Below are 21,200 nucleotides of genomic sequence, written 5' to 3'. Positions count from 1 at the left end.
AACAAGCAAAGTACGTGCGGAGCATGCCAGTATTACTTCACAAAGCCGTGTTCGGCCAGCATCGCCATGGTGATGCCGGCGGAGCCGGGCTCCGCCGCCCGTTCGCCGAGCAGCAACCGCTCCAGGTAACGGGCAATGATATCAACTTCCAGATTCACTGGCGTGCCCGCTTTCCAGTCCTGAATGGTGGTCACGTCCTGGGTGTGGGGAATGATGTTGAGAGAGAACACCCGGCCATCCACCTCATTCACGGTGAGGCTGATGCCATCCACGGTGATCGAGCCTTTCTTGGCAATATAACGGGCCAGCTCCGCCGGCGCTTCGATGTCGATACGTACGGACCGGGCATCGGGGGTCAGGGATACCACTTTACCCAGGCCGTCCACATGACCGCTGACCAAATGGCCACCCATGCGCGTGGACGGCGTCATCGCCTTCTCCAGATTGACCCGGCTGCCCGCCTTGAGCTGTTTCAGCGAAGTCAGCGCCAGGGTTTCACCGGAGACGTCGGCGGCAAAGGTGTCGCCGCCAGCCAGTTCGGTCACGGTCAGACACACGCCATTGACGGCGATGGAGTCGCCCAGCCGCACATCGGCGAAATCCAGGTTGGCGCTCTGGATGCGCAGGGTCACGTCACCGTTGCTGGGAATCAGGGCGTCGATATGGCCCTGGGCCTCGATAATGCCTGTAAACATGGTGGTACCTCTGAATGATCCGGGCGGACAGGGACGGACCGCCGCGAAGGCGTAGAGCCCCTAAACAGGCTCTCAGGCGCGGCAAATGATAAACGTCCAGGGGGCTGGAGCCAAATCCGGCGCGTTCAGGGCCGTCCGGGGTAGCCCTCGGGATAGCAGGGCAAATCATCATTGATCGACCACCAATCGGCCTTGGAGGCGGTGAAAGCGTGCCAGGCCGGGCGCACGTCCAAAGGCTCGTTGATCAGACCGGCACGGATCCGCACCACCTCCGGCAGATCGGCCCGGCGGCTGAACAGCGGCGAACCACAGTGACCGCAGAACACCCGCTCCTTGCCCGGTGTGGACTCGAAGCCCTTGAGCAAGTCCTCACCGGCATCCAGGTGGAAAGCATCGGTGGGGACCGGAATATTGGTGGCGAAGGGCGTGCCCTGGGCATGCCGGCATTGGGAGCAATGACAGACCTGCACCGGCGCCAGTTCGCCTTCGATCCGGAACCGGACACCGCCGCATAAACATTGTCCTGTGTACATTACCGCTCCTCTCCCGGTGATCGCCCCTGATGCTGCTCATCATACCGCCCTCGCCAGAGCTGACCACGGTCCATACACCACCGCGGCCTCACCAATTTTGACGGCTCCGACATTTGAACGCTGAACCCATAACCGTGGCCAGTTTATTGGTTTGGAGATAGGAATTCGCGCTGCATTCGCGAGCATGCCCGCTTCCCACGGAAAAAGCCACGAAGCCGCCGTGGGAAGCTGGCTTGCCAACGAATGAGCGTGTGGCGTGTCGGCGGCCTGTTACACAACGGTGGGATCGCACTAATCCACGGACCACGCCCCGGTCTGTTCCCATTGATCAGGCGCAAGCCGGCACCGGTTCCCGGCTTTGCTGTAGCTCATCCACCAGGCTTTCCACCCGGGACAACGCATCGGCGATGGACGCTTCCAGGCGCTCGCCGCCCTCCTCCTGGTGCTCAATGGCGATCTCGTGGAAACGTTCGATGCCAATGAATTCCAGCGCGGTGCGAATGCTCGCTTCCAGATGATTCACATGTGCCAGCGGTCCACCGGGATTCATGCCGAACCCGCCCCGCGAGGACAGAATCACCGTATGGCGGGGCAGGTCGGCAAGCAGCGGCGTGAACGGGTCTTCCGGATTGGACGGGTCAAAATCCACGGTACGCCCGACCCGCACAATATTGTCGATCCAGGCCTTGAAGGCGGCGGGATAGCTGAAGTTATACATGGGCACCCCCAGCACCAGAATGTCCGCATCCAGTACTTCCTGAACCAGGGCATCGCTTTCCGCCAGCACCTCCCTCATCCAGGGTTGATGACGCTCCGGGGCGGTAAACGCGGCCTGGATCCACTCCACCGTGGTCAGTGCCGGCGGGCGGGCGCCAATATCCCGGCGCACCACCGTGTCCCCAGGCCGTCGGCGGCGCCACTGAGTGACAAAATGATCGGTGAGACGGCGGGTATGGGAGCCGTGCTCGTCGGTTCCCGCACGGCCGGGACGAGGGCTGGCATCGATATGCAATAACGTAGTCATGGCTCTGCTCCTTGATGAATGAGACCAGTTCAATCATTGTTGACTCGAAACCCATGAAATCAGAGGCACGAAAGAGCGACAAACGACGTTTTTTTGTCGCTTCCGGAAAATAAAATTCATCCATTGAGGCATCACTGATGAGCGCCCGGCACCTACCCCCTCTGTCCGCCCTGCGCGCCTTCGAAGCGACGGCACGCCTGCGCAGCGCCAAAAAAGCCGCCGAGGAGCTGTCGGTAACGCCCACGGCGATCAGCCATCAGTTGCGGCAGTTGGAAGAACACCTGGGCGTCCCTCTGTTCATACGCCGCCCACGGCAACTGACTCTCACCGCCCAGGGGCAGGCGCTGCGAGCGGTATGCACCGACGCCTTCGACGCCATCGATGACGTGGCGTCACGACTGAGACAGACACCCCAGCGACAAAGCGTCACCCTGTCCACCATTCCGTCGGTGGCGGCGCGCTGGCTGCTGCCCAATGTCTGTTATCTGAGAGAAGAACAACCCGACCTGAATCTGAGCCTTCAAGTGACTTATGACGTACTGCCACTGGACGGCATCGCCGCCGACATGGCAATCCGCTATGGCGATGGCCGATGGCCCGGACTGGAGTCGGAAAAGCTGTTTGATAATGTCTTCGTGCCCGCCTGCAGTCCGGTGCTGAACATCCGCGACCATGACGACCTGCGCCATCACACCCTGCTGCACTACCAGCCCTCCACCAACTCCGGAGCGCTACTGGGCTGGCCCGCCTGGCAAAAACGGGCCCGGGTCGAGGGTCTGGATATTGATGCCGGTCTGGCGCTCTCGGACGACACCCACATCGTCAGCGCGGCCCTGGACGGTCAGGGTATAGCGCTGATGAGCCGGGAGTTGATTCGGGATGAATTGCGCAGCGGCCGCCTGGTGCAACCGTTTGGACCGGAACTGCTGGCGCAGCCATTCCACCTGGTCTATCCAAAGGAACGGCTACGGGAGCAGGGTATCGCCGCGGTGCGGGACTGGGTGATGGGACTGGTCAGATGACCACCGGATAAGAGCGAATCGCGGCCCCCGGCACTACCTCGGTAACAGACGAATACGATAATCGTGACTGACGGAGGACGGCTGGGTTCCCGTTGCGCGTTCGTAATCCGGATGAACTCTCAGATAGTACAATCCGGTTTCCCCCGCGACGATATCATGACGAATCCCCTCGCAGTTTCGGGCTCCCGGGCTCGATGCCACCGTTTCATAGCCCTGCCCACTGACCTTCGCCAACAGTATTTCCATGCCCCATGCCGGCGGCAACACCTCATCGCCACAGAGGAAATTATCCACCACCAGGGTTTTGTCCCCCACGCCGACATAAAAGAAGTAGTGCGAGAAGCTGTTTTCCGTGGCATATGCCGAGTGTGTCAACGGCGGTGTACTGCCGCCATCACGGATTCCCGCTCTGCCATGGTGAGGCACACGATCCGGGGCAATCACCATCGGTTGCTGCGGGTGCCCGTCTCCCAGGCGCTCCACATAAACACGTACTTGACGCGCTTCGCCCCCGGTTCGGATGCGAAAATACATCCGACTGCCTTGTCTTCTGGCCGAGGTCGCCACCGAGCAATTGCCGTGGTTTTGACACTGCTCATAAAGACTGGCATTGCCATTACCGGCGGAAACGCTCTCCAGATAGACAGGCGCATCATTCGGAACGGGATCGGACTGCTGCACGACAACCCGATAACTGGCGTCCGTCGGCGCATCCAGATAGAGCCCGGCTTGCCCATACTCGCCGCCGACCATCAACGACTGCCCGTCGCCACCAAGACACAGGCGCCGGTTATGCTCCGAATGACTTCCGTCCGGCCCCGGCGAGCAACTGGGCGCGTACCCTGCCAACAGGCTCTGAACACCGCCCAAATAAGGCGGAAACGCCTCCCCCGAGGCGTGCGGGTATTGCCCCGACAGATGTCCCTGGAGATGGGTCAGAAGCGCGCTCTCGTCATTATGCTCCGCTATTAGTTCGGCATAGCCCGTCCACATGGTCCGCCAGAACGCGCGGGCCTCTTCATTCTCGGCGCCACCGGCGGCAAAGCCTTCCCGCGCCGCCGCCAGCCCTTCCATTCCCCCCTGTGCCATTGCCGACAGAATCATCGGCAAAAGGCCGATTTCCTGATAGTAGGCCACATCCAGCGTCTCGCCGACGATAAACCCTTTCAGCATGTCCAGTGCCCCCGGCGGCATGCGCAGCCCCGTCAGCGCGTGGTATTCCAACAGGGTGCTTTGCAGCGCCGCCGGATAATCGTCATCGTGCTCCGCCAAAGCCGCTTGCAAGCGCGCGCTGATCAAATCCGTGAGCGGATTAATGTTGCCCTTGCCGTCCGCCACGTTCACCACCGCTCTCAGCGTTATCGGCTCCGAACTGAACTGGCCGTTACGCTCGTCGAACCAATAGCCTTGAACTTTCAGCAATGCCGGGCCGCTCAGCCCGGTCGCCGCAAACGCATAGCGGCCTTGGTCGTCCACCGTGGTTTCCAGAACTCGCGCACCTTCATCCACGGCCCCCAGAATCAATGGCACCAGCGTTACCTTGGATCCCGCCTGAAAAGGCCCTTTTTGCACCACTCCCGCCAACGGCCCACCCTCCGGCGGGGACGGCTCTTCCGGGGGATTGTCCTGCTCGGGATCTTCCAACGGAGGCTCGTCATGATCCGGTAAAGCGCCTGACGAAGCCGGCCCGCTGGATGATGAACCGCCACAAGCGACCAATAACATCAACACTGGCAACATGGCCCAAATACGCAATGTCATTATTTTCCCCTCCCAGGACCGCCCGCGGCTTGCCCCACTCACCCGGGTATTGGGAGCATGGAGCAAGAACCAGCAGGCGTATCCGGCTTGTTATACCAAGGTGGTTGAATTAGAAGCCCGTGACCGGACGCTGCTCGCCGGTGGGGTCGTCAATGACTTTGCGCAAGGAACCCTGCTCACGGGTGTTGGCGTAATACACCTCGGTGGTGTCGTCATCCCGCTGTACCTGAATCAGGCGGTGCGGGCCAGGGGCCAGACCGTACATGGAAGCGGAATAGCAAACGCCGGCTTCACACTGGCCGTTATGCTGGCCCAGCACCACATATCCCGCCTTGGGATCGGCGGCGCTGACGGCGGCGATTTCCCTGTCATTGGTTTCCAGAAACACCTCGCTCAGCTCTGTCATATTGCTGATGGCGTCGCCGTTACCGCTGAGAGAAGCACCGATCCAGCGGGCGTCCTCGATCACCACGGCATCACTGCCGTCAATCTTTCTGGCCACCGCGTCATCACGACCGGTGATGTGCGCACGGGTATAGAAGATCCAACCGTCGCGGCTGCCAAGCACCTCGCTCTGGATACTGCCGCTCCAGTCCGCCTCGGTGGTATCCAGCACTTTTCGATCACCGCCCTGGCTGTTCCAGCTCACCACGCCATTGCCAGCCGAAGCCACCACCCGCCCTTCATCAGCAATGATAAAACCAAGCTCCCAGCCAAGCGGTTGTTCCTGTTCGGACAACACGGACCAACCCTCGCCTTCCACCCGGTAGATATCTTGTGGGGTCATACCGAAAAGTTCAGCGATACCGAAATACAGCACGCCGCCCTCCCGGGCCAGATGCCGTTCCTGAGGCACTACCGCCCCTCCGGCAATGCCCTCGGGGAAAACCAGAGGTTCATTGCTTTCATCCAGAACCTGAACCAATTTTTCAAATGGCTGAGTGGCGTCGTAACGCCATAAAGTGCCGCCTTCGGAAAGACAAGGGCGCCCGGCAATACCCGTATCAATAACCGTATCAATGATCAGATATTGGGAGCCATCGTTCAGCGGACCACCCAGCGGAACCGCTCTTTTTGCTTCCCTGCCGCCTGGCAGCAGGTTTGTATTGGAAATACTGTTACCGCCTTCGGGGTACATATGATCCATGGCCAGCCGATAGCCCCCATCACATTGAGTGCCGCCATAGTCACTGAGAACAAGATAGGTCTGTCTGTTCAGTGAATCATTTGCACCAAAGGCATCAATATCAACAACATGATGGACCGTTCCTCCGCCACTTGACCCTGGCGCATCGCCAGGCCCAAAGGTCATCCGCACGCGCTTTTCATTACCTGGCAAGCCATACACCACCGCCGCATCGCCCGAGTCCGAGTAATTCTGGCGAAGCAGGGTGCCGGCGCCGGTCACCGCCGCGCCGAGATAGGTTTCCGACGACACCCGAACCGGATCGGGTGCCCCCACCTCCGTGCCCACCCGGGCAAAGCCCTCGGAGGTTTCGCTGCCGTTCATGCGGTTATGCAGAAACAGCACGTCCGCCACACGGTAATCGCTGACGCTACCATCGCTCGCATCAATGTTGGCTTCATGGAGCGGCACATAGTGGCTTCGCCCCATATCATCACCCTGCGCGGAATCCCGGGTATCCAGCGGCAGCGCTGTCGGCATCTCGGGGTTGGCCGGATCCAGGGCGTAAAGCACCGAACGATACATGGTTTGGCCAGTGCCCGGGCTCTCTCCGGTCTCGTAAGAGTGGCTGAAGTACAATAGATCCTGATTGTCGGCATCACCGGTCAGGCCGGACAGTGTTCCGGCCCCACCATCAGAGCCATCACCGGGATCATCACCTCCTGAAACATTCCCGCCACCAGCCGAACCGCCACCTCCGCCGCCACAGGCGGCAATGGCAATACCCAGCGCCAATACGGCCGCACCCTTCCATACTTTTCCGTCATTATTCATAGCTTTATTCCTTATACTCCCCTGTTGATATGAACCCGGCCTTTTTCCATCGGACGATTTCCAGTTTTCTCGTGGCGACCGCCCCAGGCGGGACTACCGAAACGCCTCTCACTCCTGCTCATCCCCCGGCCGTAGACGCACATCAAAGAACAGATCCAGCGTCAGCGAATCGCCGCCGGAGGCGTCTTTGCCGATGCCTTCCAAACGCTCCAGGGAGCCCTGGTAGCGCCCTTTGAGCACTACCGTGTCCTCTCCACTTTTCAGATGCTCAAGAGTGAGCTTTCCGCCGCCTTGATTGCTATACACCGGAAAAAGACTGTTTTCGGGAAAGTAGGACACTTCCGGAGTGCCAATAAGGCGGCCGTTCATCGCGGTGAAGGAAAGCGCCACGGATTCCGCTATCGCGAACTTTTCCTCCGCATGGCCCTGCACCTGGTACACCACCACCCCGGGCGCAACATTTGAAAAGCGGGCAGTGGATGTTTGACCGTCACGCAATACATGCCAGGAGCGGGACTCTCCGCCCAGTTCTCCCTCCAGAGTATCAGCGCCCGCCGACTCAGCTTTCGCCGTGAGAAATACGACCAAGACCGCGCCCTGAATCGTACACATCAACAGATCAGTCCCTTTCTGTTTCATCAAACCTCTCCCTTAATGCCACTCTCACCACAAGAGGAAGGGACGGTGCCAAGGACGTCCTGCCCTTCATGGTCATCGGTCATGGCAGCATAGAGAGACACCGCCGCAAGCCCAATCCCACAAACGGGTACCCTCAAAGGGGGGATGGGCGGGCAACGGGGCCGCCGATACGGTTCCCGATCGATGTGAATGAATGGAGTGCGATGTGGTATATGTGTTCGGGTAACCGGGGAGAGGGGAAAACCAATGAAAACGGCGCTCATTGTTGAAGATCACCGGGAAAGCAGGGAATGGCTCACGGAGCTGCTTCGGCAGGCATTCCCCGGTATATCCGTGGTAACGGCGGATACGCTATCCAATGCCAGCGCGAAGGCCAGCAAGGAGAATTTCAACCTGGCCGTGGTTGATATCAGCCTGCCCGACGGTAGCGGCGTGGATCTGGTAACCGAGTTGCAGGCCACGGCACCGGACACCTATATCGTCATGGCAACGATCTATGATGACGACAATCATCTTTTCTCCGCTCTGCAAGCCGGAGCCCTCGGCTATATCCTGAAAGACCAGCCTCGAACCCGCTTACTGGCTCAACTGCAAGGTATCGCCCGTGGGGAACCGCCCCTTTCTCCCAGCGTGGCCCGCCGAATTCTCCGCCACTTCCGGCGCACCTCCCTGCCCGAGGAGGTCCCCGATCTGACCCAGAGAGAAACGGATGTACTGCGTTTACTCGCCAGAGGCTTTACTCGCGGAGAAATCTCAGAAGCGTTGGATATCACCGCCAATACCGTGGCCAGCTATACCAAGACTATTTATCGGAAGCTGGGCGTTTCCGGCCGTGCCGAAGCCGCGCTGCAGGCGGTACGACTGGGGGTCATCAACAATGACCTCTGACACGTCACGATGGAGGCTTGCCCCCCTTCAGACGCTTTTAATAGCCAGTTTCCTTCTCCTCGCAACCATAGCACTTGCCGCCTGGCTGACCACACGCGGGCCTTGGCTTGGCGTGAAGCTGATACCCGCTGACACTGAAGGACTACAGGTAACGAAGGTCGATCAACGGGGCCCCTTGGCTGGACGGCTGCATCCCGGCGACCACATACGCGCTCTGATCATTCACGGCCGCCCGTTTTCGCTAAAAGGTTATGATCACCATCTCCAACCCCACGCCGAGCCCACCTTCCAGCACTACAACATCTATCTCGACGTGGAAAACCAGATAGCACAAGCCCTCCGCGCACCCACCGTGACATTGATAGTCAACAACGACCAGCCTCTGACGTTCGAGCCCGCGCTTCATCGCCCACTGTCGTCCCTTCCGTGGACGTTCTGGTTGCTACATACCTATGGCTTGATTGCTTTTCTGGTCGGCCTTTCAGTATGGGTTTTTTTACCCGCCAACTGGCCCCCTCGCCTGCTCGCCATTTCCGGCTCAGGCATGTTCCTGGCCACTTGGCAACATAGCTTGTGGGAAGTCCGCGAACTCGCCTTGCCCGCATGGCAATTCGATGCCTTGATGAGACTGAACCATATTGGCGTTCACCTTCTTCTTGTTGCCTTTCTTGTGCTGTTGATCATCTACCCAAAGCCCTTGAAACATGCTTCGAAGCTCATTTTCCTTATCACCACCGCGGTCGTGCTCCAGCAAATCAACGAAAATACCCAGATGCTGGATCTTCCTCTACACAGCTTCTATTTGCCTCTGGTGCTCTACTATCCCCTTGGCATAACTCTCGTTGTATCCCAGTGGCGACGCGCCAGGAACAATCCGCTGGACCGTGCCGCGCTGCGCTGGGTTTTCCTTTCGATCCTTATCGCCATGGGGGCAGGGTTGGTGGTGTATTTCCTGCCCGTGGCCTTCAAGGTAAGCCCCATCGCCAACCCCGCCACTATGGTAGGACTGGTGGTCACCTTATACCTGGGTTTCGCACTGGGCATTCTCCGTTACCGGTTATTCCAGTTGGAGCGATGGTGGTTTACCGCCTGGGCCTGGTTTCTCGGTGGTCTCACCGTGGTTCTGGTGGATGTCCTGGTGATTTCCGCCTTCGGCCTGAATCATGCCCATGCACTTGCCTTCTCCGTCATCGCGGTGGGCTGGGTTTATTTCCCCGTTCGGCAGTGGCTGTGGCGGCGGCTGGCCGCTTCCTCGGAAGTAAACATGGAGCGTCATCTTCCGGACTTCGTCGAAGCCCTATACAGCAATCCCGATGATCGCGCCTTCCCGCTTTGGCAGGAGCTACTCCGGAAAGTATTCCAGCCCCTTTCTCTCGACCGGATCGACGAAACCATTGAAAAGGCACGCCTTGCCAGAAATGGTTCCCGGCTTCTCCTTCCCTCGCCAGGTACGCCTTCAGGTGGGCTCTGTCTGCTCTATGGGCAAGGAGGCCGCCGACTCTTCGGCAAGCGGGATACCGAGATCGCTCAAGCGCTGGTTTCAACCGCGAAGCGGATCAACAATGTAAGGCAAGCACGCGAAGCCGGCGCCATCCAGGAGCGCCAAAGGATCATGAGGGATTTACATGATGATGTTGGTGGCCGTCTTCTTACCCTGATACACACCGCCCCCAACGAACATAACGAAGAGTTGGCGCGCAACGCCCTAACCGCCTTGAGAGAGGCGATTCACGCTCTGGATCACAGGCACTGCTATGATCTTCAGGCGCTACTCGAGGACTGGTACGGAGACCTTCGGGAGCGACTGGGGCCGCGCTTCGACCTCAACTGGTCAATATCAGGCGATATGGATAAAACCTCCCTGCCCCCGCGTCACTACATAAACCTGCGGCGTATCCTGGACGAATCGGTCACCAACGCGCTCAAACATGGCGTGCCAAACACGCTGACCTTTAATGCTCAGTTGGACCAGCAGGGAGAGCTCTGTTTACTGCTGCGCAATGAAGTGAACCGCTTTCCTTGCTCTGAATGGAGCGACGGCCTACCCGGCCGTGGACTCAGCAACATGCGCACACGTATTGAAGAGATCAGTGGAGAACTGTCACTTTATTGTGTACCTGGGAGTCCACGGCAGTTTTGCATGGAAGCACGCATTCCCCTACCAAAGGCCGACGCGGGGTACTTCATTACCGCCAAGTGAACCAGCCTTTCTATCCCTTGCCGGCTTTTCGAGGCGCCTGAATCCCCAGCGTCCCCCTATTTCGGGCGCCGATCAAACACATGCTTGGCCTTGCCTTCGGAACGCGCCAGCGAGCCGGTATCGGCCACCTCCACCTTGGTGCTGATACCGATGTGGGTTTTCACCCGCTGCTGCAGCGCCCTGGCCACATCCGCCGATGCGGCGGAGGACTCTGGCTTGCGCTCGACCCGCACCGTCACGCAGTCCAGATTGCCATCCTTCTCCACATGGATTTCATAGTGCGGAGCCAGATCCTCGATCTTGAGAATCTGTTCCTCCACCTGGGTGGGGAAAACATTCACGCCACGGATAATCAGCATGTCGTCGCTGCGGCCGGTGATCTTGTCGATGCGACGCATGGGACGAGCCTGACCGGGCAGAAGCCGGGTCAGGTCGCGGGTCCGGTAACGAACGATCGGCAGCGCTTCCTTGGTCAAGGAGGTGAAAACCAACTCGCCGTACTCGCCATCGGGCACCACTTCACCGGTTTCCGGGTTGATGATTTCCGGATAGAAGTGGTCTTCCCAGATGGTCGGGCCGTCCTTGGTTTCGATGCACTCCATACCCACGCCCGGCCCCATCACTTCGGACAGGCCGTAGATATCCAGTGCACTGATACCGAGACGGCTTTCCAGCTCCTCGCGCATGGTCTGGGTCCACGGCTCGGCGCCGAAGATACCCAGTCGCAGGCTGGACTCGCGCGGGTCCATGCCCTGCCGCTCCATTTCGTCGGCGATGTTGAGCATGTAGGACGGTGTCACCATGATGATGTCCGGCTCGAAGTCGCGGATCAGCTGAACCTGCTTCTCGGTCTGGCCACCGGACATGGGAATCACCGTGCAACCGAGTCGCTCGGCGCCGTAATGGGCGCCCAACCCACCGGTGAAGAGACCGTAACCGTAGGCCACGTGGACCTTGTCGCCGGCATGGCCACCGGCGGCACGGATGGAGCGCGCCATGACGTCGGCCCAGTTATTGATGTCGTTCCGGGTGTAGGCCACCACCGTGGGTTTCCCGGTGGTGCCACTGGAAGCGTGCACCCGCACCACTTCCCGCATGGGCGTGGCGAGCATGCCGAACGGATAGTTGTCGCGCAGATCCGCTTTGGTGGTGAAGGGAAAATGGCGCAGATCGTCCAGCGATTTCAGATCATAAGGATGAACACCGGCGTCATCGAACGCTTTGCGGTAGAACGCCACATTGTTGTAGGCGTGCGTGAGACTCCAACGAAGACGCTCCACTTGCAACTGCTTGAGCTCATCCACGCTGACCCGCTCCACCGGATCGAAACGATTCTCCAGGTTGAATGGCATGTTCATGCTCCGCCTCTCGTTATTCTGTCTTTAGGTCTGTCTGCGTTGCTTTTTGTTCGCTTAAAGCCGCTCGATCACCACGGCAATGCCTTGTCCCACGCCGATACACATGGTGCACAGCGCATAGCGGCCCTGACGCCGCTCCAGCTCGCACAAAGCGGTGGTGATAAGACGGGCACCGCTCATGCCCAGCGGGTGTCCCAGCGCGATGGCGCCGCCGTTAGGGTTCAGGTGTTCGGCGTCATCCGGCAAACCCAGCTCCCGCAGCACCGCCAGGGACTGGGATGCAAAGGCTTCGTTCAGTTCGATGACGTCCATATCCACCAGATTCAGACCGGTCCGCGCCAACACCTTGCGAGTGGCCGGTGCCGGACCGATACCCATGATGCGCGGCTCAACACCGGCGGTGGCCATTCCCACCACCCGGGCGCGGGGCTTCAGATTCCAGCGACTCGCCGCCGCTTCGCTGCCCAGCAGCACCGCGCAAGCGCCGTCATTGACGCCGGAGGCATTACCGGCGGTGACCGTGCCGCCCTCCTTGCGGAAGGGTGTGCCCAGTTTCGCCAGCGCTTCCGCCGTGGTATCCGGTCGCGGGTGCTCATCTTCGCCGACGATCAGAGGATCGGCTTTTCGGCGCGGCACACTCACCGGCACGATCTCAACGTCGAACACACCAGCGGTCATGGCACGGCCTGCTCTCTGCTGACTGCGCAATGCAAAAGCGTCCTGGTCCTCACGGCCGATTTTGAATTGCTCCGCCACGTTCTCCGCGGTTTCCGGCATCGAATCGATACCGTATTGCTGTTTCATCAGTGAATTGACAAAGCGCCAGCCGATGGTGGTGTCGAATATTTCCGCCTTGCGGGAGAACGGCTGCTCGGCCTTGCCCATCACGAACGGCGCCCGGGACATGGATTCCACTCCGCCCGCCAGCATCAGACTGCCCTCGCCACAACGCAGAGCACGAGCGGCAGTGCCCACCGCGTCCATGCCGGAACCGCAAAGACGGTTCAGCGTCACACCGGGCACACTCACCGGCAAGCCGGCCAACAGCGCGCTCATCCTCGCCACGTTACGGTTGTCCTCGCCGGCCTGGTTGGCGCAGCCATAGAACACATCATCCAGCTGTGACCAATCCAGATGCGGATGGCGCGCCATCAACGCCTTCATGGGCACCGCGCCAAGGTCATCGGCGCGCACCGTCGCCAAAGCGCCGCCGAAGCGTCCCACCGGGGTGCGCACGGCATCAAAAATCAGCGCTTCATTCATGCCTGGCTCTCCTCATCGTGAATCACCGGCCCGCGAACGCGATAGGATTTGCCGCGAAACAGGGCCACCAACTGGCCATCACCGCCGGTGACACGTACATCGTAAACACCGGTTCGCCCTTTACGGGTCAGTTCCCGCGCTTCCGCGGTGAGCACATCACCGGGTAATCCCGGCGACACATACTCGATGGAACAGCCGGCAGCGACGGTGGCTTCGTTATAGGTGTTACAAGCAAAGGCGAAAGCGGAATCCGCCAGCGCAAAAATAAAACCGCCGTGACAGGAGCCGTGCCCCTGAATCATGTCGTCACGTATTGGCATGCACAGGATCGCGCATCCCGGCGCAACGGTTTCCAGCGTCATGCCCAGTTCGCGGGTCGCGGTGTCCCTCGCGTACATGGATTCAGCACAACGTCTGGCCAAAGCAACACCGTCCAGCGCCGTCGTGGCGGTATTCGGGTCAGCCATGCAAATCTCCAAATCGGATGGGCAGCCTTAACGACCCTGGAACTCGGGTGCGCGCTTTTCCATGAACGCGGCGACGCCTTCCCGATAGTCTCCGGTGCGGCCCGCATCACGCTGCAAGTCCCGCTCCACGTCGAGCTGTGTATCGAGATCGTTGTCAAAGCTTTGATTCAAAGCCTGCTTGATCAGGGCAAGACCACGGGTCGGCTGAGTGGCCAGATGGCGAGCGAGGTCGGTGGCGGTGGCGCGCAACGCATCATCGTCCACGCATCGCCAGATCAGACCCCAGGCGGCCGCTTGCTCGGCGGTCAATTTGTCACCCAGCATGGACAGCCCCTTGGCGCGGGCCATCCCCACAAGGCGCGGCAGTTGCCAAGTGCCACCGGAGTCCGGCACCAGACCGATTTTGCAGAACGCTTGAGTGAAACTGGCGGAGCGGGCGGCGATGACCAGATCGCAGGCCAGGGCGATATTGGCGCCGGCACCGGCGGCGACACCGTTGACCGCCGCGATCACCGGCATCGGCAAACGCTGCAGGGTACGAATCAGCGGGTTGTACCAGGTTTCGATGGAAGAGCCCAGATCGGGCGCTTCGGCGCCGGGCGCCACGCTCCGGTCGGAAAGATCCTGGCCGGCGCAAAAACCACGGCCGTTCCCGGTGATCAGCAGGGCCCGCACGGTTTGATCCTGCTCCACCATGGACAGGGCTTCCCGTACTTCCCGGTGCATCTGCTCATTGAAACTGTTCAGACGTTCCGGACGATTCAGCGCCAGGGTAGCGACGCTGTCCTCCAGACGAAACTCAATGGTGGCGAACTCCATAATCCGGTCCTGCCCTTTTCTTGGTATCGATGATCAGACCTGCCAGGCAGTGGCCCGCCGCGCAGTTCCGACGCCAAACTATGGTCGGAAAGCATAGCCCAGACATGACACAAGTCAACACAGAGATTCTATATTTATGTATCGAATTAGAAGAATAGAACAAGAAGAAAATCCGGAATAAGGAACTTTTTTCCTTTAATTTCATCAGGATAAGCCTGATAAACAGGCCATTCCCTTTATGTTACCAAAGCTCCCAAAAGGCAATTAAATAAGGAATCACCGGGCAAACTACGAAGCCGCTGCAGGAAGAGACCCGAGCGGTGCTCCGCTTGGCCGCGATGCCCCTGGGCCGTTGGCTATTCGCTTGCCAGCAAGCTTCCCACAGCGGCTTCGTAGCATGATCCGTGGGAGCCAGCCTGCTGGCGAATGGCGCGCCAGAGCTTGCAAGGCACCATAGAAGCTCCCACAGCAGCTTTGTCAATCCAGTCCGCCAAAGCGCAGATAGAAACCATCCCCCGGCTCCGGCAAGGGGCCTTCCGCGGTTTCCGTGCGCTCGCTCATCCAGGCTTCCGCGCCACGATAGGTCAGTCGATACAGGTTGCGGCAAAGCTGGCGCGCGGCGCGGCCTTCCCAGTCCGACGGCAACAGTTCCTCCGGCAACAACGGATCGCGCAACAGCAGTTTGCGATATTCGTGAATCAACAACGTACGCGCCAGAAAACACTCCATCGGCGGCGGCGTCTCCAGCTTGCTCATTTCCTGCCAGAGCGGACGGAACTGGTCGAGAAACTCCCGATACCCCTCCGAGAGCTGCTCCAGATTCCAGGCGTCCCTCACCTGCAAACGCAACGGCCGTGATGCAAAGCTGTCCTGGGCCCGGGTCTCGAATATGATCGTGTCTTCCAGCGCGTTCTGCTCCTGCAGCGTCGCGTTCAACTCGGCCCGGTCCACCATCGGATGAGCCACCATACCCGGCGTCAGCCCGCCGAACCCCATCCATTCCAGTTCCTGGCGCACATCACGGCGGGCCTCCGGATCCAGTTGATTGAGAATGACCAGGGTCCAGGCACCGTCCCAGGTGGGCCGCACGCCGGAATAGACGCGCTTGAAAGCCTTCTCGAAACGGCGACGGCCAGCGGCGGTGAGTCCGTAGTAGCTGCGGCGCCCTACTTTCTCCGCGATAAGCCAGCCTTCCCGGGTCAGCCGGAACACCGAGGTGCGCACCAGACGCTGATTGATGCCCATGGGTTCCAGCAGATCGATCAGGCTGCCCAACCACACCGCGCCGCCTCTGGGCACGATGGCGTCACCGAACAGGGTGATGATCAGGGAACCGGTACGCAGCGGCCGGCGCTGCTGAAAACGTTCGATCAAGCGTTCCAATTGCTCGCATTGCAAATCCACTGGGTGATCTTCCTATCTCCGGGCCCTTTCCGGGGGCATTCAAATCAGCGTGATACCGGCCTTTTCGGCGGCGCGACATGCTACCAAAGCCTCCTGTCCGGAGACATAAAAGGCCAATGAATAGCACCATAAAACAGCGGCTTGGACCAATATAGCAACTTTTATGACACATTAAATTTGATCTTGACTTAAAATTCGTATCGCTTTATACCTGAAAAAACATGGACGCTAATGGGACGTCCCGCGCCACCGGAGCCCGGTCAGGCGCATAAAAACAAAGCCCCTCCGGGGCATACGCAGATAGGTGTGATAATGAAAACAAAGCTGAAAACCCTGGCGGTGGGCGCCGTGGCGGCGCTGGGTCTGACCTCCCTGTCCCCGGTCGTGAAGGCGGAAGACCCGATTCGCATCGGTTCATTCCTCTCCGTTACCGGCCCGGCCGCGTTTCTCGGCGACCCGGAACTGAAAACCCTGGAACTGTATGTAGACCAACTGAACGAAAACGGCGGCCTGCTGGGCCGCGAGGTTCAATTGGTTCACTACGACGATTCCGGAGACGCGTCCAAAGCCCGGACCTTCGTTACCCGCCTGCTGCGGCAGGACAAGGTCGATCTCATCATCGGCGGCAGTACCACCGGTGCCACCATGGCGGCGGTGCCAGTGATTGAACAGGCCCGTGTGCCTTTCATTTCCCTGGCCGGCGCGGAAACCATCTCCACCCCGGTGAAGAAATGGGTGTTCAAGATGCCGCAATCCGATCGCCAGGCCGCCCGGCGCGTACTCACCGACATGAAGGAACGAGGTCTCACCCATATCGGCCTGATTTCCGGTACCGGCGGCTTCGGCGCTTCCGGCCGTAACGTGACCCTGGAAGAAGCCAAGGCCATGGGGATCGAAGTGGTCGCCGACGAGACCTATAACCCAAAAGACACCGACGTCACCGCCCAGCTCACCCGTATCCGCAATACCGAGGGCGTCCAGGCGGTGCTCAACTTCGACTTCGGCCAGGGCCCGGCCATCGTCACCAAGAACTACAAGCAACTGGGCATCGAACTGCCGTTTTACCAATCCCATGGCGTCGCTTCCGACAGCTTCCTGAAACTGGCCGGCGACGCCGCCAATGGCCTGCGCCTGCCCGCCACCGCCTTGTTGGTGGCCGACACCATCCCTGATAACGATCCCCAACACGGCGTTGTCACCGGCTACAAACAGGCTTACGAGGACCGCTACAACAGTTCGGTGTCAACCTTTGGCGGCTACGCTTACGACGGCTTCCAGTTGGCGGTGCAAGCCATCAAACAGGCAGGCTCCACTGATCCGGCGAAAGTGCGTGACGCTCTGGAAAACATTCAGGGTTACGCAGGCGTCACCGGCACCTACCACCTGAGTCCCGAGGATCACATGGGGCTTTCCTACGATTCCTTCCGCATTCTCGAGGTGAAGGACGGCCACTGGGCTCTGGTGGAATGATCCGCCATCCGGGCGCCCCGGACGGCGCCCGGGCACTTGCTCACCGCTATCTTTCCGGGCAGGACCGAACATGTTCAGCGAGTTTTTCCAATTCACGTTCTCGGGGATCACCCTGGGCGCCATCTATGCCTTGGTGGCACTGGGTTTCACCCTGATCTACAACGCCAGCCATGTAATCAATTTCGCCCAGGGCGAGTTTCTAATGATCGGAGGCATGGGCACGGTGGTGCTGGTGGGAGCCGACCTGCCTTTGCCGGCGGCCATGGTCGGCGCCCTGGTACTGGCTACCGTGGCCGGTATTCTACTGCATCGTCTGGCCATCGCGCCGGCGCGGGACGCCGACGTGGTGACGCTCATCATCATCACCATCGGCGCGTCCATCTTTCTGCGGGGCCTGGCCCAGTTTTTCTGGGGCAAGGAGTATCATGCGCTGCCCCGCTTCAGTGCCACCGAATCGCTTTCCATCGGCGGCGCCACCCTGTTGACGCAAAGCCTGTGGATCCTGGGTATCGCCGTGGTCCTGGTGGTGGCGCTGGCCCTGTTCTTCGGCCGCAGCCGGCTCGGCAAGGCGATTCTCGCCACTTCCATGAACAAGGACGCCGCCCGGCTCGCCGGCATCAAGACCCAGGTTATCCTCGGCGTTGCCTTTGGTATTTCCGCGTTGCTCGGCGCCGCCGCCGGCCTGATCGTTACACCGATCACCTTCACCGCCTATGACGTCGGCATCATGCTGGGCCTGAAAGGCTTCGTCGCCGCCGCCATCGGCGGCCTGGGCAGCAGCACCGGAGCCGTGGTCGGTGGTTTGTTATTGGGTTTGAGCGAAGCCTACACCGCCGGCTATATCTCCTCCGATTACAAGGACGCGGTGCCGTTCGTGATCATCCTCGCCATTTTGTTTTTCCTGCCCAACGGTTTGTTCGGCAGCCGGGCCGCGGAGCGGGTGTGATGAAGGAAGCGCGCGCGATGAAGAAGAATATTCTGATCTCCCCTTATGGGGGCTTGCTGCTGTTGGCGCTGATGCTGGCACTGATGCCATTGGCGGTGAGTAACGATTTTCACTATGACCTGCTGACCAAGATCTGCCTCACCGCCACCGTGGCGGTGGGATTGAATCTGCTGGTGGGCTACGCCGGCCAGGTCAGCCTCGGCCACGCCGCCTTCTATGGTGCCGGCGCCTACGCCAGCGCCATTCTCACCAGCCAATACAATCTGAGCCCTATGGTGGCCCTGCTCAGCGCCGCCGCCGGCGTTGGCGTAATGGCCTGGCTGGTGGGGCGGCCGATTCTGCACCTGAAAGGTCACTATCTTTCCATGGCCACCCTGGGCCTGGGCGTGATCGCCGCCATCGTACTCAACAACGAAGAGCAACTTACCGGTGGCCCGGACGGCGTCGGTCTGCCGCCGCTGTCCCTGTTCGGTCACGAGCTGAGCGTATTCGGCGAGTATCAGTTCGCCGGCCTGACATTCACCGGCGTGGAACTGTGGTATCTGCTTGCCGCCGCGGTCCTGGTGATCGCGGTCCTGCTGGCGCTGAACATCATCGACTCCCCGTTGGGCCGGGCCTTGCGTGCCCTGCACGGTTCCGAGATCGCCGCCCAGGTGGCAGGCGTGGACACCGCCAAATACAAGCTGCGTGTGTTTGTCATATCCGCTGTCTACGCCAGCGTCGCCGGCAGCCTTTACGGCCACTACAGCGGCTTCATCACCCCCACCGTGGCGTCCTTCGAACATTCCATCGAACTGATTACCATCGTCGTACTTGGCGGAATGGCATCCACTTTCGGTGTCATCATCGGCGCCGCGATCCTGGTGCTCATTCCCCAGTTCCTTACCGATTTTCAGGAGCTGGAGATGGTGGTGTTCGGCGCTATTCTGATGGCGGTGATGATCTTTCTGCCGCGGGGCCTGCTGCCCAGCGTGCTCCAGCGACTGCAGCGAGGTGCCCAATGAGCGCTCTGCTTTCCGTCACCAATCTGAGCAAGGAGTTCGGCGGCGTGCATGCCATCGAGGATCTGTCTTTCGAGGTACAACGTGGCCATGTGCACTCGATCATCGGCCCCAACGGCGCCGGTAAAACCACATTGTTTAATCTGGTGACCGGTCTGTACCAGCCCAGCGACGGCACGGTTACCCTGGGGGGCCGCGACATCACCGGCCGGGCACCCCACAAGCTCTGCGAAATGGGCATGGCGCGGACGTTTCAAAATCTGCAGATCTGCATGAACATGAGCGCGCTGGAAAACGTCATGCTGGGCCGTCACCGCCATCTCGGCAGCGGCGCGCTCGCCGCCATGCTCAAACTGCCGGGCTTGAGAAAAGCGGATCGAGCCTGCCGCGAACAATGCCGGGAGTTGATGCACTTCGTCGGCTGCGGCGATTATCAGGATCACGCCGCCTCCGCCATGCCCTACGGCGCACTCAAACGACTGGAGATCGCCCGGGCCCTGGCGGCGGAACCGGACATTCTGCTGCTGGACGAACCCGCCGCCGGTCTCAACGCCACCGAAACCGACGCCTTGAGATCGGTGATTCAGAAGATCGCCGGTAAAGGCATCACCGTGGTGCTGGTGGAGCACGACATGAAACTGGTGATGAACGTATCCGATCATCTTTTGGTGATCAGCTACGGCCGCAAACTGGCGGAAGGCACTCCGGAGCAGATTCGCGAGCACCCCGAAGTCATCGCCGCCTATCTCGGCGGCGGCGCTCGCGAACGTCAGGCACGGGAGGTCCCGGCATGACCAGCGCCGCCCCCTTCACTCCTCGCCCCGAACCGACGCCGTTGTTGTCACTCAACAACATCACCAGCGCCTACGGTCGCATCGAGGTGCTTCACGAGCTGGCATTGACCATCGCCCCGGGAGAAACCGTGGCCTTGGTGGGCGCCAACGGCGCCGGCAAGAGCACCCTGCTGCGGGTGATCTCCGGCCTGCAACCCGCCAGTGGGGAGATCCGCTTCAACGGCGGCGATTTGTCGCGCGGTGACGCCGCCGATCGCGTTCGTCGCGGCATCGTTCAAGTACCGGAGGGGCGCCAGGTGTTCTCCGGGCTGTCGGTGGAAGACAACTTAATGCTCGGTGCCTATACCCGGAACGACAAAGCCGCTATCGCCGAGGACCTGGAAAAACAATATCAACGCTTCCCCATCCTCAAGGACAAGCGGCGCCAAACCGCCGGCACGCTGTCCGGAGGCCAACAGCAAATGTTGGCCATGGGTCGCGCCCTGATGGGACGGCCACGGCTGCTATTGCTGGACGAACCGAGCATGGGACTGGCGCCGCTGATCATCGAGCAGATCTTCGACATCGTGCGCGAATTGAAAGCAGAGGGCATTACCCAGTTCGTGGTCGAACAGAACGCCGCCGAAGCACTGGCGGTGGCCGATCGCGGTTATGTACTGGAAACCGGGCGCATCGTCGCCAGCGGAGAAGGCACCGCGCTGCTGGATAACGACAGCGTCAAGGCCGCCTATTTAGGCGGGTAAGTGATTTGAGTGAATGGCTTTTCGAGCAGGCGCCGTGCTGGCAGGCGCGGCGCTTTTTTTTAGGTTCATCGCGGTTTCGCGGGCCACTGCGCTTCAATCACGGGCACGGGCCTGGCTACCAACCGCTGTATTCGCCAGCAAGCTGGTCTCCCACGGATCATGCCACGAAGCCGCTGTGGGAAGCTTGCTGGCAAGCGAATCGCCAACAGTCCA

19 protein-coding genes are annotated in these 21,200 nt (G+C 60.2%); 8 read left to right on the top strand and 11 right to left on the bottom strand.

Features of this window, described 5'->3' with window-relative positions; all coding sequences use genetic code 11:
• Positions 1-32: 32 nt before the first annotated feature.
• The 3 genes from E0L37_RS11255 to E0L37_RS11245 all read right to left on the bottom strand — a co-directional run bounded on the left by E0L37_RS11255 (position 33) and on the right by E0L37_RS11245 (position 2,252).
• Complete coding sequence (locus E0L37_RS11255; protein ID WP_133491844.1) at positions 33-695, bottom strand: riboflavin synthase; 663 nt, start codon at positions 693-695, stop codon at positions 33-35.
• A gap of 125 nt (positions 696-820) precedes the next feature.
• Positions 821-1,228 carry a GFA family protein gene (locus tag E0L37_RS11250; RefSeq protein ID WP_133491843.1) on the bottom strand — a complete coding sequence of 136 codons (408 nt, stop codon included), beginning with the start codon at positions 1,226-1,228 and terminating at the stop codon, positions 821-823.
• 328 nt (positions 1,229-1,556) lie between these two features.
• Complete coding sequence (locus tag E0L37_RS11245) at positions 1,557-2,252, bottom strand: FMN-dependent NADH-azoreductase (protein ID WP_133491842.1); 696 nt, start codon at positions 2,250-2,252, stop codon at positions 1,557-1,559.
• Positions 2,253-2,389: 137 nt separating this feature from the next.
• Between E0L37_RS11245 and E0L37_RS11240 the strand changes: the two genes are divergently transcribed.
• Positions 2,390-3,274 (top strand): LysR substrate-binding domain-containing protein, encoded by an 885-nt coding sequence (locus E0L37_RS11240; RefSeq protein ID WP_133491841.1) that lies wholly within the window; start codon positions 2,390-2,392, stop codon positions 3,272-3,274.
• Between the two features lie 33 nt (positions 3,275-3,307).
• On the opposite strand, the gene E0L37_RS11235 is transcribed toward E0L37_RS11240, so the two are convergent.
• From E0L37_RS11235 to E0L37_RS11220, 3 genes are all read right to left on the bottom strand, one after another.
• Positions 3,308-5,035, bottom strand: coding sequence for a hypothetical protein (locus E0L37_RS11235; RefSeq protein WP_133491840.1), 1,728 nt, complete (start codon positions 5,033-5,035; stop codon positions 3,308-3,310).
• Between the two features lie 109 nt (positions 5,036-5,144).
• Entirely contained in the window at positions 5,145-6,995 is a 1,851-nt protein-coding gene (locus E0L37_RS11230; RefSeq protein WP_166643051.1) for a hypothetical protein, read from the bottom strand.
• 108 nt (positions 6,996-7,103) lie between these two features.
• On the bottom strand, positions 7,104-7,634 hold the full coding sequence (locus tag E0L37_RS11220) for a hypothetical protein (RefSeq protein ID WP_133491837.1): 531 nt from the start codon (positions 7,632-7,634) through the stop codon (positions 7,104-7,106).
• A gap of 246 nt (positions 7,635-7,880) precedes the next feature.
• On the opposite strand from E0L37_RS11220, the gene E0L37_RS11215 reads away from it, so the two are divergent.
• Positions 7,881-8,522 carry a response regulator transcription factor gene (locus E0L37_RS11215; protein WP_133491836.1) on the top strand — a complete coding sequence of 214 codons (642 nt, stop codon included), beginning with the start codon at positions 7,881-7,883 and terminating at the stop codon, positions 8,520-8,522.
• Positions 8,512-10,722: a hypothetical protein gene (locus tag E0L37_RS11210; protein WP_133491835.1), complete on the top strand. Its 2,211-nt coding sequence runs from the start codon at positions 8,512-8,514 to the stop codon at positions 10,720-10,722. Before E0L37_RS11215 ends, E0L37_RS11210 begins: the two co-directional genes overlap by 11 nt.
• Positions 10,723-10,778: 56 nt before the next feature.
• On the opposite strand, the gene paaK is transcribed toward E0L37_RS11210, so the two are convergent.
• From paaK to paaX, 5 genes are all read right to left on the bottom strand, one after another.
• Entirely contained in the window at positions 10,779-12,074 is a 1,296-nt protein-coding gene (gene paaK, locus E0L37_RS11205; protein ID WP_133491834.1) for a phenylacetate--CoA ligase PaaK, read from the bottom strand.
• Positions 12,075-12,134: 60 nt separating this feature from the next.
• Positions 12,135-13,343, bottom strand: coding sequence for a 3-oxoadipyl-CoA thiolase (pcaF, locus tag E0L37_RS11200; protein WP_133491833.1), 1,209 nt, complete (start codon positions 13,341-13,343; stop codon positions 12,135-12,137).
• Complete coding sequence (paaI, locus tag E0L37_RS11195; RefSeq protein WP_201303691.1) at positions 13,340-13,810, bottom strand: hydroxyphenylacetyl-CoA thioesterase PaaI; 471 nt, start codon at positions 13,808-13,810, stop codon at positions 13,340-13,342. The genes pcaF and paaI overlap by 4 nt, the downstream gene beginning before the upstream one ends.
• Before the next feature lie 27 nt (positions 13,811-13,837).
• Positions 13,838-14,629, bottom strand: a complete 792-nt coding sequence (gene paaG / locus E0L37_RS11190) for a 2-(1,2-epoxy-1,2-dihydrophenyl)acetyl-CoA isomerase PaaG (RefSeq protein ID WP_133491832.1) — start codon at positions 14,627-14,629, stop codon at positions 13,838-13,840.
• A gap of 477 nt (positions 14,630-15,106) precedes the next feature.
• Entirely contained in the window at positions 15,107-16,033 is a 927-nt protein-coding gene (gene paaX, locus E0L37_RS11185) for a phenylacetic acid degradation operon negative regulatory protein PaaX (RefSeq protein ID WP_133491831.1), read from the bottom strand.
• Between the two features lie 312 nt (positions 16,034-16,345).
• On the opposite strand from paaX, the gene E0L37_RS11180 reads away from it, so the two are divergent.
• From E0L37_RS11180 to E0L37_RS11160, 5 genes are all read left to right on the top strand, one after another.
• Positions 16,346-17,503 carry an ABC transporter substrate-binding protein gene (locus E0L37_RS11180; protein WP_133491830.1) on the top strand — a complete coding sequence of 386 codons (1,158 nt, stop codon included), beginning with the start codon at positions 16,346-16,348 and terminating at the stop codon, positions 17,501-17,503.
• Positions 17,504-17,573: 70 nt separating this feature from the next.
• Positions 17,574-18,449: a branched-chain amino acid ABC transporter permease gene (locus E0L37_RS11175; RefSeq protein ID WP_133491829.1), complete on the top strand. Its 876-nt coding sequence runs from the start codon at positions 17,574-17,576 to the stop codon at positions 18,447-18,449.
• Positions 18,449-19,453 (top strand): branched-chain amino acid ABC transporter permease, encoded by a 1,005-nt coding sequence (locus E0L37_RS11170; RefSeq protein WP_133491828.1) that lies wholly within the window; start codon positions 18,449-18,451, stop codon positions 19,451-19,453. The genes E0L37_RS11175 and E0L37_RS11170 overlap by 1 nt, the downstream gene beginning before the upstream one ends.
• Positions 19,450-20,244, top strand: a complete 795-nt coding sequence (locus tag E0L37_RS11165; RefSeq protein ID WP_133491827.1) for an ABC transporter ATP-binding protein — start codon at positions 19,450-19,452, stop codon at positions 20,242-20,244. Before E0L37_RS11170 ends, E0L37_RS11165 begins: the two co-directional genes overlap by 4 nt.
• Positions 20,241-20,987 carry an ABC transporter ATP-binding protein gene (locus tag E0L37_RS11160; protein WP_133491826.1) on the top strand — a complete coding sequence of 249 codons (747 nt, stop codon included), beginning with the start codon at positions 20,241-20,243 and terminating at the stop codon, positions 20,985-20,987. Before E0L37_RS11165 ends, E0L37_RS11160 begins: the two co-directional genes overlap by 4 nt.
• Positions 20,988-21,200: the final 213 nt, after the last annotated feature.

Source organism: Alcanivorax sp. 24 (assembly GCF_004360225.1).
Taxonomy (GTDB): Bacteria; Pseudomonadota; Gammaproteobacteria; order Pseudomonadales; family Alcanivoracaceae; genus Alloalcanivorax; species Alloalcanivorax xiamenensis.
Note: the sequence above shows the minus strand (reverse complement) of the source record. Positions and strands in the feature narration are given on the sequence as shown.